The sequence below is a fragment of the Kitasatospora sp. NPDC056651 genome, assembly GCF_042792155.1.
Lineage (GTDB): Bacteria > Actinomycetota > Actinomycetes > Streptomycetales > Streptomycetaceae > Kitasatospora.
Genome location: NZ_JBHTWX010000159.1, coordinates 1 through 13,804, shown reverse-complemented (window position 1 = coordinate 13,804; position 13,804 = coordinate 1). Strand labels below are relative to the sequence as shown.

At 67.6% G+C, this 13,804-nt stretch carries 3 protein-coding genes and 1 pseudogene; 1 reads left to right on the top strand and 3 read right to left on the bottom strand.

Annotated features, from left to right (window positions below):
* Positions 1-425: 425 nt before the first annotated feature.
* The 3 genes and pseudogenes from ACFRAR_RS36360 to ACFRAR_RS36350 form a co-directional block, all read right to left on the bottom strand.
* Positions 426-689, bottom strand: a pseudogene (locus ACFRAR_RS36360) (transposase); the annotation flags it as partial.
* A 347-nt stretch (positions 690-1,036) separates the two neighbouring features.
* The gene (locus ACFRAR_RS36355; RefSeq protein WP_380704287.1) at positions 1,037-1,378 is read right to left on the bottom strand and encodes a hypothetical protein; all 342 of its coding nucleotides are present in this window, start codon (positions 1,376-1,378) and stop codon (positions 1,037-1,039) included.
* Positions 1,362-8,537, bottom strand: coding sequence for a polymorphic toxin-type HINT domain-containing protein (locus tag ACFRAR_RS36350; RefSeq protein WP_380704285.1), 7,176 nt, complete (start codon positions 8,535-8,537; stop codon positions 1,362-1,364). Before ACFRAR_RS36350 ends, ACFRAR_RS36355 begins: the two co-directional genes overlap by 17 nt.
* A gap of 761 nt (positions 8,538-9,298) precedes the next feature.
* On the opposite strand from ACFRAR_RS36350, the gene ACFRAR_RS36345 reads away from it, so the two are divergent.
* Complete coding sequence (locus ACFRAR_RS36345) at positions 9,299-13,609, top strand: ricin-type beta-trefoil lectin domain protein (RefSeq protein ID WP_380704283.1); 4,311 nt, start codon at positions 9,299-9,301, stop codon at positions 13,607-13,609.
* Positions 13,610-13,804: the final 195 nt, after the last annotated feature.

The following is a 13,804-nucleotide window of genomic DNA, read 5'->3' as shown; positions in this document are numbered from 1 at the left end:
GAGACCTTAGACAAGCCTCATCGTCCCAGTTCAGAAGGCACTTTCGCGTTCCCGCTCATGATCCGGACACGGCCCCAAGTGAAACGCACAGGCTAAACGGCTTCGGAGTTGAGTCCCGAGCCGAAAGGCCCGGACCTCACGCACTGCACACCGGCCATATCCACCAGATTTGACCCGGCTTCGCTGTTACGGGGCTTCAACCACTGGTTCGCTCTCGCTACACCTTCTGACCTCGCTGAACGGACCCGCACTGTCTGGCAGTTCCAGCACGTCCCGCTTTCGTCGGGGCCGCTTGCCACCCTCCCCGGCGTTCCCCGGATCAGGCTGCCCCCCAGCTTCGATCAGGCCGCTACGACGACCTGACGGAGACGGTCTCCCACCGCCTCTCGATCAACACGGCGCCTCGTGGCGCACAGCTCCTGGGCGAAAAAAGCCGAGGCGGCCTTGAGGATCTCGCAGGACCGGCGGAGCTCGGCGTTCTCCTTCCGCAGAGCGGCCAGCTCCTCCTTCTCCGCGGTGGTCAGCCGGTCATCGCGCTCGCCCCGGTCCGCCTCGTCCTGGCGGATCCAGTTCCGCAGGGCCTCGTGGTGCACCCCGAGATCACGGGCCAGCTTGCGGATCACGGGCTTCGGATCGGCGGTGCGGTACATCTCCACCGCACGCCGTCGCAACTCGGGCGGGTACTTCATCGGTGCAGCTATCGCAAGGGCTCCCTTCTCATGGCCCATCAGGCCATCTCCGGCAACCTTCCGCACGTCGGGGGAACCTCACATCGGCGTCACCGCCACTGTCTACGCCCACGTCCGGCTCCGCCTCCAGCGCGACGCCATCGACCTCCTCGGCCGCACCCTCGGCAAGCCCTCCGAGGCCACCACCGGCCCCGACGAAAGTGACGACCCACCGCTCTGTGCAGCACCCGTCCGCTGACGTTGCCGTCAACTACTGCCGTCAGAACGCCCAGGGGCCCCACTGCGAACTCTCGCAGCGGGGCCCCTGGGCGTAATTCAGACACCCAAGCAGCAGGGTATCTACGCCGTCAGTCGACGTTTAGGATGTCTGCAAATCCCCGATCCGCCATTACTGACACTGCGCGGCTGATTTCATCGCGAGCAACCCGCCGAACTACGACGACGTTTCTCGCAGAGAAATATCCCAGCCGTTCGATGTCAACGGCGATGGCCTGCGGCAGGCGAATTTCGTCGAAAAATGACAGCGTGCAGCTGTTATCGCTCCATGAAATTCGAACTCCGTCAAGCCAGCCTTTATCCTCAATCTCAGACCAATCGAATTCGTCCAGACCCTCCGGAAAGACGACTTGATACTCCAATTCGAACACCTCCTGGGTGGCCGCCGGACAGCACTTAGGGGCAATCGGCACTTGGACGGACCTCTCCGAGCTTGCTCTGATACTCGTCTGGCGTCATGTTGACACCTGACTTAACCGCCAGTTCATAGTGGCCAGGCTTGCCCACCTGAACAACCTCCAGGCCGCTCGGAATGCTGGAGGCGTCAACCGGAACCCCAACTCGACCAAACTTCCCCAGCGAGTCGGGTTGCGTTGTCAGCGATATGCCACGCCCGGGAATGACATACCCAGTCACCTTGTCAACCTTGAAGTCGGTACCTGCTCGCCCTGCAAATGAGAGCTGATCACCCGGCTTCACCCCGCGATAGAAAACGTCTCCGGATCCATCGCCGTCATTGTGCACCAGGACCGGCGTGGTCCCCGCCAGCACATAGTACGTGTGGAGGTTCGCGACGGTGAGGTTGTAGGCCGGGCGCGGGCTGGTGTGGTAGTTGCGGACCTGGAGGACGGTGGCAGCCTTGCCGTCTGAGGTTTGGAGGTGTTCGCCGATCCTCAGGTTCTTGGCGTTGGTCCAGTGGTGTGTGGTCTCGTTCCAGTACGGGTGGTTCTGGGTGGAGGTGATGGTCGATGGCTTGGTCGGGTCGGAAGGGGCGGCGACGGTCAGGTCGGTGAAGTCGCTGTCGTCCGAGCCGACGATGGTATCGGTTACGCGTTCGGTGCTCGTTTCACCGGATTCAGGGTCTGTTGCGATGACCTCGTCGCCGACCCGTATCTCGCTGATTGGCTTGACGTTCCCATTCGCAAGGAGAACCGGCGTGTCGGGTGTAAAGCTATTTTTCCCGATCCGACAGGAGTCTGGGGCTGCGCGTTTGAATTTTTCCGAGACGGTGTTATTTTTGGGGAGGGCTTCCTCGGCTAGCCTCTCAACGCCGCGTGCGAGCATTTTGGCTTTATTGAAGCCGACGATGTTGAGTACTAGGTTGCCGCAGCCATCGAGTGAGCCGTGGTAGCAGTCGATCGCGTCGGTGACTCCATAGAATTCGGCTGCAAGTCGGGTTACTGCGGTCCAGGTTGAGTTGCCCTTGGATTTGTATGAATACCAGGTGGTGTCGACGGAACGGCGGTGCTTTCTTGGCTTGTTGTTGAGGCTTACCCTCTGCTGGACAATGATGACGTCTTTCTGGGACATATTTTGGAAGGCGACATCCCGGGCCCAGTTCCAGCCGCCGTCGTCATCAAGCGTCCAATATTCCTTGGTCCCGTCGGGCAAGTCGTTGCTGAAGCCGCCGGCCGAGCCGTCGGGGCGCAGTCCGTTGGGGTCGCTGAGGTTGACGGGATTGTTGTTGCTGTATGAGTAGGCGTTCCACTGTTGTGGGCTGGCCTGGTCGAGGATGGGGTCGGGGCTGATGAAGCGGCCGGTGGTGGGTTGGTATTGGCGGGCTCCGAGGTTGGTGAGGTTGGTGGTGTCGTCCTTGGTGCCGCCGACGTAGCCCTTGTCGCCGAGCCAGGTTCCGGGTGCGGGCTGGTTGCCTCGGGGGTTGCCGAAGGGGTCGCTCGCGCGGCGGGTGGTGGCGGAGGTGGTCAGGTCGATGCTGGTGGTGCCGGTGCCGTGGTGGTCGGCTGCCTGGACGACGAAGGTTCCGGCCGCGGTGCCGGCGCCTTGGCGGACGATGGTGAGTCCGCCGGGGATGGGGTAGTAGCGGGTGCCGGTCTGAGGTTTGGGCGCCGTCGTCGCCGAGGTGTTGACGGTGAGTTCGTCGGTGCCGAGGGTGATGGTGTTCTGGCCGGGGTTGCGGCGGATGAGCTGGTTGCCGTCGGCGTCGTAGAGGTAGGTGGTGGTGGTGTTGGGGACGGTCCACTTCTGCCCGGCCGGGACGGTGCTGGCGCAGGTGCCGAGGGCCAGGGCGGTGTTGACGGTGGTGACGTCGCCGGGGATGGCGAGACACAGGTTGGACACGGGGTTGTGGATGGTGCCGTCGGTGCGGGTGTTCCAGGTCTGTGCGGCGGAGTTGTCACATACCTGGACCTGGACGGCCGATCCGGCGGTGGTGCCCATGGCCTGGACGCACTTGCCGAGGACGACGAGCTTGCTGTTGGCGACGGTGTAGAGCTGGCTTCCGCCGTTGCTGCAGGTGTTGATCTGCAGGTTGGTGCCGTTGGCGTTGCTGCCGCCGGCGGTGGCGATGCACTTGCCGCCGTTGCCGGTGATCTGGGCAGGGGCGGTGTAGCTGGCGAGCTTGCCCTCGCTGTTCCAGGTCATGGCGGAGGTGCCGGTGCCGGAGACGCCGGTGCGGATGGCGGTGGTGTTGCCGGCCGCATCGTACTGGGTGGCGCCGGTGGCGGTCGTGGTGGTGCCGGTCTTGACGGTGGAGCCGAGCAGGGCGTGGGCGCCGCCGGTGCCGCCGCCGGCGTTGGCCGCTGCGGTCGGTGTGTTGACGGTGCCGGGGGCCGGGAACTGCTGGGTGGTGGTGACGTCCTTGGCGGGGTCGCCGTACTGGTCGTGCTGGATCAGGGAGGTGCGGTTGCCGGTCAGGTCGTAGGTGTACTCCTGCCAGTAGGGGTTGCCGCCGCCGACGGTGGTCTTCGCCGGGGCGATGGCTCCGCTGGTGGGTGTGGTGTTGGCGCAGGCGCCCTGGTCGAGGGCCTTGTGCTGGAGCGGGTCGGGTGTGGTGATGCCGCCGGTGTCGGTCCAGGCGGTGGTCAGGCGGCCGAGGTAGTCGTAGGTGAAGCACTGCCGGTCGGTCGCGGCGGGGTTGTTGTCGGGGATGTTGGTGATCGAGGTGATCGAGCCGGCAGGGTTGTAGGTGTAGTTGGTCTGCTGGACCGCTCCGAGGGTGGAGGTCTGCTTGTCGAGGAACTGGCCGCGGACCCGGCCGGTGGCCTGGTCGTAGTCCGTGGTCGTGACGACCTGGGAGCCCCACGGGTTGACGGTCGAGCGCAGCGGTCGGCCGTAGGCGTCGTACTCGCTCTGGACGTCGTAGGTGGTGGCTCCGGCGTATTTGAACATCTGGCCGTAGTCGTTGTAGAAGAAGGCCAGCTTGTCCTGGGGGAGTCCGCCGGTGGCGGGCAGTGTGGTCAGCGTGGGGCTGCCGGTGATCTGGTCGTAGGTGGTCGAGGTGGCGTAGGTGTAGGTGCCGGATTCGAGGCCGGCTTCGGTGCCGGGGATGGTCAGGGTGGTGCCAGTGGGCCGGTAGCCGTTGTCGTAGCCGGTGACGGCGGTGGTGTAGGTCTGGCCGCTGCCGGTGTTTCCGCCGACATAGCGGGTTGCTGTAGTGGGCTTGCCCTTCATGACGGTGTCGAAGGTCCACCCGGTGAGCTGATTGGCGGCGGTGGCCGTTCCCTGGTAGAGGCCGGTCCTCCGTCCGAGCAGGTCGTAGGTGGAGGTGAGGACCTGGCCCTTGGCGTCGGTCGAGGTGGACAGACGGGAAGCGGCGTCGTATGTGCGCGTGGCCGTTCCGGTGTCAGGGTCGCTGGAACTGGTCTGGCGCCCGCGCAGATCGTAGGTGTAGGACCAGTTGTTTCCCGCCGCGTCGGTCATGCCGGCGATCTGTCCGGCGGGGGTGTAGCTGTATCGGGTGACGGTGGCGTCGGAGGCCTGCCCGGTGGCGGTGGGCGTGCGGTACTGCCACGTTTCGGCGGTGCGGCCGCGGGTGTCGGTCAGGATGGTGATGGGCCAGGCGCCCTGTGGCGGGGTGACGTCGGTCCGGCCGGCGTCGGGATAGGCGGTGGTGGTCTGGTTCTGCAGGACGCCCAGGGACCAGAACGCTGAGGTGGTCTGGCGGCCGAGGCCGTCGAAGGTCAGGCGTGTCTGAGTCGGAATGTCGCTGGCCGGGGCACTGACAAGGGCCGTGGCGGGGCCGGAGTCCTTGTTGTACCAGGTGGAATTGGAGGCCCAGGCCCGGCCCTGGGAGTCGTACTGGGTGTCGGTGATAAGTCGGCCGGTGTAGCCGGGGCCGGCGGGGGTGGCCTGGGTCTGGCGGGTACGGGTGAAGCCGTCGAACAGCGTGATCTGCCGCGTGTAGACGGGGGTGTCGCCGTCGACGGTAAGGGTGGAGGTGGTGGTGGTCGACGGGACGCCGGTGGTGTTCGAGACGTTGTAGGTGAACGTCAGGTTGGCGTTCGGCTTGGTGGCCGGAGTGCGGCCGGGGGACCAGACCGCGGTCAGGCGGCCGAGGGCGTCGTAGGTCTCGGTGGTCGTCTTGCTGTTGGTGTCTTGGAGCGTCAGTGGCAGGGCACGTCGGCTGTCGAAGGTGGTGATGGTGTCCCAGGTGCCGCTCGCGGCGCCGGGAATCGGTGCCGAGACGGTGATGGTGGTGGGCAGTTCACCGGCTGCGGGCGCCGAATAGGAGGTTGTGCTCGTGGCGCCGTTGGGGTGCTGGGCGTCGGTGCTGTTCGGGTCGGTGATGGAGACGGACCGGCCGTAGGCGTCGAACGCGGTGGAGCCCACAGTGGTGAACACGGGCGCGCCGGTGCTGTCGTAGCGGTCGAGGACCTGCTTGGAGGTCGGGTCGGCGGTCGAGGCGGCCTGCTGGTAGGGCTTGCCGTCGTAGAGGACCCGCTGACGGGTGATGGTGTTGGCCGCGGTGGCCGGGGCGGTGCAGGCATCGGCGCCGGAGACGGTCAGGGTCTCGGAGGCCAGGTCGATGCGCTGCGGGTCCGGACCCGTGGCGTAGTCGGTGCGGGTGCACAGGTCCGGCAGGCCGTCGGCCTGGTCGAGCGAGGTTGTCGGCCGGTTGCCGTGGTTCTCGTCGCCGGTGGTGGTCTGGGTGGTGGATCGCCAGGTGTCGTCGGCCTTGCGGGTTCGGTTGGTGGTGCTGTTGACCGTGGCCGGATAGCGGGCGACGAGGTCAGGGAGCCCGTTGCCGCGTGGTTGGGTCGCTGTGGTCCGTTCCCGGGTCGCGCTGTTGACGACCTGGGCCATGGTCTTGCCGGTGGTCAGGTCGATCGTCTCGGTCTGCAGGGGCAGGCCGGAGAGCCAGTCGACGTCGGTGCTGCTGCGACCGAGGGCGTCGGTGAGGGGTGGGACGGTTCGCTGGGTGCCGTTCTTGCGGCTGTCACCGTCCATGCCTTGCCGGTAGGTGGTGACGCTCCGGGTCTTGGGACCGTCGCTCCCGCTCCCGACCGTGGTGGTCACCGTCGCGAAGCCACGGAAGTCATTCCAGGTACGGGCCTTGGGATCGGTGAACTGGCTGTCGTCACGGTGCCAGGCGGCCGGGCCGTAGTCGTAGCTGGTGGTCCTGGCGGGGGCGCCGGTGGCGAAGTCGTTCTCGGTGAGCGAGCGGACGGTGTAGTGGTTGAACCAGTCGAGGACCGGGTCGGAGCCGGCGACGGATCCCGGTACGGACCAGCGCACCGGGAAGCAGGCACGGGTGTTGTCGTCCTCGGCGGCCGGCATCACGTGGTTGACGCGGGAGCAGTCGCGCTCGTTGTAGTCGACGTTGAGGACGCCGCCGGTCTCGTTGCGGATCTGCTGGATGCGCGGCCGGTTCATCCGCGGGGGCGCCGGGACGAGGTCCGAGCCGTCGACCCGGTTCGCCAGCATGACCGGGACGAACGACACCGGGGGCGTGCTGACGTTCGGTGTGGCGCTCTTGCCGGTGCGCTGCACGGAGTCGAGCCACAGGACGCGCTGGCTGAGGGCGTCCTTGGGGTCGCTGGTGACGTCCTTCGGGTCGGGGAAGGAGTGCTTCAGCTCGTAGGAGTCGACGTCCTGCCAGGCGTTGTTGACCCGCACCTGGGTGGCGATCGAGGTCAGCCGCTTGGTGGAGAAATACGTCGGACTCGGGATGGTGCACGTGCCGGTGTCCTTGCACTCCTGGTCCACCGGTACGTCGGGCCAGTTGCTCTTGTTCGCGACGGTGCGGTTCGCCGGGTCGCAGGCCGAGCCGGTGGCGAGACACCGCTCACTGGTGGCGAAGACGACCCGGGCCGCGGGCTGGAGGGTGCCCTTCGCGGCGACCTGGTCGGCCAGGCGCTGGCCGTAGTCGATGCGCGAGACCGTGTTCGCCCGGGTGTATGGGGTCAGCGTTCCGTTGCCGTTGTTCTGGCCCGCGCCCCGGGAGTAGTAGTTCTTCTCCGGCGCCCAGGTGTAGGTGATCAGGTTCCCGTGGGCGTCCACGACGTAGTCGAGGGACAGGCGCTGCCACATCTGGCACCACGAGGCCTTGCCCTTGGCGGCGTCGTAGCACGGGTCGCCGCTGTTGGGGGCGTACACGGGCACCGTGGAGGCGGACTGGGTGGCGGGATCGCTCTTGTCCCCGCCGGGCAGGTGGTTGAGGCCGAAGTAGTACACCGTCCCGGAGGTGTCGGTGACCTTGGCGTAGGCGCCGTTGTAGGTGCCGTTGCCGCCGGCGGGATCCGCGCCGAACTCGATCCGGGTGCCGTCGTCGTTCTTCAGACGCCACACACCGGTGGTCTCATCAGACTTGGCCACCGTACTCGACTCGCGAACGAGCGGTCCGGCGTGCGAGCCCATGGACAGTGTGGCGTTGAAGCCGCCCCAGCACAGGTCGCCGGACTTTGTGATGCCGTCCTTGTCGCACGGGGTGTAACTGCGCTCGATGAAGCCGGGGTTGAAGTCCCAGCCGTCACCGATCCAGGACGCCTGGGCGTTGGTGGCAGAGGTCTTCCCGTCCACCGACGACGAGTTGTACCCGAGGGGGACCTGCGGTGCGGCGTTGCCGAGCGCAGGTGGGACCTCGATGTTGTAGCCGTAGGTGAGCGATCCGGAGGCGTTTCCGGCTGCCCAGTTCGAGGAGCTCGACAGGCTGGTGGCCTGGTAGGTCCCGCCGCCTCCGGAAGCGCTCGTCTCAGCGCCGAGGAGAACGGTTCCGGCTGTCTGCGTCGTAGTGTTGGAGAGCGAGGCCTTGACCGCTCCCGCGATCGCCTGTGCCGGCTGAGCGGGCAGTTCCAGGTCGGTGACCAGGCGCTTCGAGGCGGCGTCGTAGGTGGTGGTCACCGGGGTGCGGTCCAGGCATGACGGCACCTGGGGCGTGGTCAGCGCGCAGGAGGGCATGGTGACCAGGCGGCCTCGGGAGGCGAAGTCGCCGGCTGTACCGCTGGCCGCGTCCAGTGCCGCGACATCGACGGCGACCTTCACCGCCGCCTTCGCTGTACCGTCTCCGCCCGAGGACGGCGTGCCGGGTGCGGAAGCGGCGGCGCTCAGGGAGAGCAGGAGGCCGTTGACCTGTGCGGCGTCGGCGGTCTTCGTGTCGGCCTGGGTGACGGTCACCGGCCCTGTGACGGTTCCCTGGTCCGGCGAGCTGAGCCACACCGGGAGCGTTCCGGCGCGTGAGGCTGTAGCCGTCAGGTCCGCTGTCGCGCTCTTCTGTTCGACGGGGATCCGGGCCGGTGCGGTGTTCGACGCTGCGGGCACGGGGTAGTGCGGCGCGGTCTCGACCGGTTTCGGCGCCGCCTCGGCGTTGATCGACGGGGTGCCTGGCAGGGGAGTGTTCGGCGGCGACCATACCCGGGAGAAGTCGGGCTCTGCGGCGATGGCCTGGGAGACGGCGGGTCCCAGGAGTGATGAGGTCAGGGCCAGCACCACAGCGGAGGCTATGCGCCTGCCCCCCGGTGGTGACCCGTTCCTTCTGCGGATTTGCATTGATTGTCCTTTATTTGACGTTCTGTTGACCTAGGTTCTGTCAAGGGCTGGTGGATTCTATGGGAGCTCTCGAAAGTTGATCTTTTCGTATCGAGAACGTGATGATGTGATGTGCATCACTGCGAAGTAAATGGGAGTTCTGTGTCGGTCAATGCCGATATTTCGGAAAGAAAATCGTTGACGACCTGTCTGATTCCCTGAGAGCGTCCGCCCTGGCCTCTGCGCGTCCGGCGCCGAGGGATCGAACCGGGGCTGATGCCGTGGGTACTTCAGGTGGAGATATGACTGACAGCCGACCATCGCTCGAACGGTCCGCGAGACCGCGATCCGCTCGACTCCGCTTGCCCTCGCTGGCGGTACTGCTGGTGCTCGCGATGACACTGCCGGGTGTGGTGTCGGTCCCTGCCGCGGCCGACTCGGCCGCCGATCCGTGGCAGGCCGTGCAGGAGGCCGTCGACGCCGGGGACGCCAAGCACACGGGGGAGTTGCTGGATCCCCGGCCGGCGGAGCTGGCGCTCGCCGAGGCGAAGAAGACCGGCAAGGACGTTCCGGTTCCGTCACTGGCTGACGAGTTCAGTACCACCGTCGCCACGCCTTCCGGCAGGTTCCGCCAGGACACGCACCTGGACGCCCAGCGGGTGAAGCGCGCCGACGGATCGTGGGCGGCGCTGGAGGACACCCTGCTCAAGCGGGCCGACGGCAGCCTCGCTCCCGCGGCGGCGAGCGAGGACCTCGTCATCTCTGGCGGTGGCAACGGCGCGCTCGTGACGATGACGACCAAAGACGGCAAGCAGCTCGCGGTCGGCTCGCCATTCCCCGGGCCTCTGCCGGCCCCCGCGGTGAGCGGCAACAGCGCGCTGTTCGCATCGGTGGCACCGGATACGGACCTGAAGGTGACCGCGAACCGGTTCGGCGGCTACAGCACCGTGCTGATCCTGCACACGCCCGCGGCCGCGGCGAACCCGGCGGTGCGCTCGCTCACCTTCCCCGCCACGACCAAGGGCGTGGAGCTGTCCACGAACGAGGACGGCAGCCTGAAGGCCGTCAGCGACGGCAAGGAGGTCTTCACTGCCCCGAAGCCGCAGATGTGGTCGGCCGCGGCCCCGGTCTCCGGGGCGAGCCAAGGGGCGCAGGCGCCGGCCTCCAGGTCGGTGAAGGCGTCCCTCATCACTCAGGCCCCGGCCGCGCCAGCTCCGGCGAACTCGCTGACCGACAGCGGAGGTTCGGGCGGCGTGCGCCCGGCGGCTGACGCGCCGAGTACGGCGGACGGCCCTGGCGCCGGGGCCACGGTCGCCGACATCCCCGTGACGACGGGAACGGCTGCGAACGGCGGCAAGAACATCGTCCTGTCACCCACCCCGGACCTCCTGGACGGCCCCAACACCAGCTACCCGATCTACGTCGACCCGTCGTGGTCGAACGACGCCCGGGGCAAGAGCCACCACGCGTGGGTCCAGTCCGCGTACCCGGGGACGGGGAACTTCGACCGCACGGGTTCGGCCGAGCGCGACCGGCCCGGTGTCGGTTACCAGGGCTGGGAGACCACCAAGGGCATCGAACGGGCACTGTACGAGTTCAACCTGAGCGGCTACCTGCCCAACACGGCCATCAACTACGCCAACCTGCGCGTATGGCAGTACGTCTCCGCTGACTACTCGTGCACCACCGGGTACCCGGTGAGCGTCTACCGGGCCGGGGCCTTCGACGGCGGCATCTCCTGGAACAGTCACCACATCTACGAGTGGCTCGACGGCAAGAACGTCCCCGGCAACGGAGGCAGCGGCGCCTGCGCGGCAGGCATCCCCGTAGACTTCAACGTGACCGGCGCGATGCGCGACGCCCTCGCCGACACCGGCACGCCCCTGGCGTTCGCCATCAGGGGCCCGGAGGGCACTGGCGACAAGGCGGCGTTCAAGCGCCTCACCTACGATGCCGTCCTGTCCACCGAGTACGACCACGTCCCGCTCCAGCCGGGCGACCCGCGGACCTCGCCCGCGGCCCGCAGCGTCAGCCGAGGCGAGGGGGACAGCTGCGGAGGAGGACCGGTTTCCTCCCTGCGCTGGATCACCGACACCACCGTCAACCTGACGTCGGTGGTCAGCAGCCACAACCAGTCCCAGCTCACCGAGTTCGTCAACATCTGGGACGACTCCGTCTCGGGTTCCCCGAGCGTGAGCTCCGGCTGGTCGGGCTTCGTGCCCAACGGCAGCCGCGCCTCCTACAACGTCCCCCGCTTCACGCTCAAGGACGGGCACATCTACGGATGGGCCACCCAGGGCGACGACGGCCTGCTCCGCGGCCCCTCGACGGCTGCCTGCCACTTCGCCGTCGACACCACCCCGCCGGTCGCCTCGTTCGGCACCTTCACCGATCCCAACACGCAGTTCCCGCCGTCGGGCAACGGCCAGACCACCAACCTGCGTGTCGGCCAAGAGGGTTCGGTTCCGTTCACGGCCTACGACCCCAACCCGTCCGGTCTGCTGGCCTCGGGTGTCGCCTGCGTCCGCTACGGGTACGACCCGCAGCTCGCCACCTCGGACGAGAAGTGTGCTGCGCCCGGGAGCACGCTGAACCTCACCGAGATCAGGACCGTACCCAGCCATTGGGGCACCAACGTCCTGTACGCGCAGGTCCGTGACGACGCCGGGAACCTCTCTCAGACGGTCTCGTACTCCTTCTACGTTCCTTGGGCTCCTGGCCCGGTTGCGTTCGGTGACACCACTGGGGACTCGAACCCCGACATCCTCGTGCCGGACGACGCGGGAAACCTGATCACCCACGGGCGCGCCACCGACCCCGGCAGCACCGACGTGCCGCCCACCGGCACCGCCGCCGCCGCAGACCAGGCGCCCGAAGCCGGCAAGACATGGAAGGACTTCCATGTCACCCATCGAGGATCCCTGGACCCGGGCCTGAACACCGATGATCTGTTCGTCCACCGAGACGGGGGCAGTTTCCTCTACTACTACGCCAACAAGCTCTCCAACCCCGGACGCTTCACCCGCGATCTGAACACGCGCGTGTCGCGGCCCAACTGTGCGGGCGGCGACACGGCATGCCCCGGCTACCACCAGGACGAGCAATGGGGCTACACCACCCAGATCACCCCGATCGGGTCGGCCACCGACACCCGCACTCCCAACCGGCAGGTGAAGAACGCCACCGGCATCCTCGCCGTCGAGGCCGGTAACCTTTGGTACTACCCCGCCGACTCCAACCAGAACCTGCGCGCGCCGAACCTGGTCGCCACGGGCGGCTGGGACACCCTCGACCTCATGGTTCCCGGCAACACCCTGGCCGTCGACCCGGCCGGCACCACCCCGGTCACCCCGGCCCTGTGGGCGCGGGCGCGGACCACCGCCAACGGGCGAACCGCCGGAGACATCCTCCAGTACAAGCTCACCACCCAGACCCGCACCGACGGCCTCGGCGAGTACACAACCGTCACCGCCGTCGCCCCGGCGAGCGCGTCCCGCATCGGCACCGACGTCACACCCGGCGCCTTCCCGACGGTCGGCTCCGACGGCGACGTCACCGGCGACGGCGTCCCGGACCTGTGGGCGCTCGACAGCTCCGGCAAGCTCCACACCTGGCCCGGCTCGCTCACCGGCAAGACGGTCACCGGCTTCGGCACCGACCACTACCGCGGCAACACCCAGGCCCCGACCGCCCAGTGGAAGCTCCAGGGCAACACCACCGCCGTCAGCGCCGACCCGGCCGTCACCTACAACGCGACCGCCACCGACCTCGCCTTCGCGGACGACACCGTCGACGGCCAGGCCACCAAGACCGCGGTCTTCAACGGCACGACCTCGGCCATGACCACCGACAAGCCCGTCGTCGACACCCGCAAGAGCTTCACCATCAGCACCTGGGCGAAGTCCAACGGCAGCGGACAGATCGTCGCCAGCCAAAACACCACCCGTGCCGCCAGCTTCATCCTCTGGAGCGAAGGTGCCACAGGTGCCTGGCGCTTCGGCCTCGCCCGCGCCGACGACAACACCTGGCCCTACGAGTTCACCGACGTCACCAACAGCGCCGCCCTGGTCCAGAACGGTGCCTGGACCCGCCTGACCGCCAGCTACAACGCCGACACCGGCCAGATGAGCCTCTACGTCAACGGAACCCTCGCCGGCAGCGCCTACCACAACGCGTCCACCAGCCCCGCCCCCAGCGGCGGCCTGGTCCTCGGCCGCTACCAGTACCAGGGCCAGCAGAGCACCAGCTTCAACGGCAGCATCAGCAACTTCGCCGTCTACAACACCCCCGTCAACCCGCCGACCTCGGCCATGGCCATCCGCCACGCCGCGAGCTACAACTGCCTCGACGTCCCCTACAACGACACCAGCCAGGGACTCGAGATCACCACCTGCAACAACACCCCGGCCCAGAGCCTGACCGTCGACTCCGCCAAGGGCACCATCAGCCTGCGCGGCATGTGCGTCGACATCTCCGGGAACAGCACCGCCAACGGAGCCGCCATCGGCTTGTGGACCTGCGTCCCCGGCGCCTCGAACCAGGTCTGGCTGCCCCGGGCCGACGGAAGCCTCTACAACCCGGCGACCGCCCACTGCCTCGACCTGCCCAACAACGACACCACTCCCGGCCGCCGGCTGGCCGCCGTCACCTGCAACGGCTCACCCGCCCAGACCTGGAGCTTCCCCGCCCTCAGGACCCCGCCGCTGCCCGTCAACCCCTGACCCGTCCCGCGTGACTCCGGGCCCCAGCGCACCGTGCGCTGGGGCCCGGATCCATGAAGGCCGTGTGGCCGGGTGTGTGGCCGATTGCTCTCGAATACGGAATCCCTCACGGATGAGGCGGTTTTTGCGGCGCTGCCGCCTGGCGTCGAAGGAAACGCGGCCGGTGCGGACGCCGACGGCCGGCGAGGGCTGGTG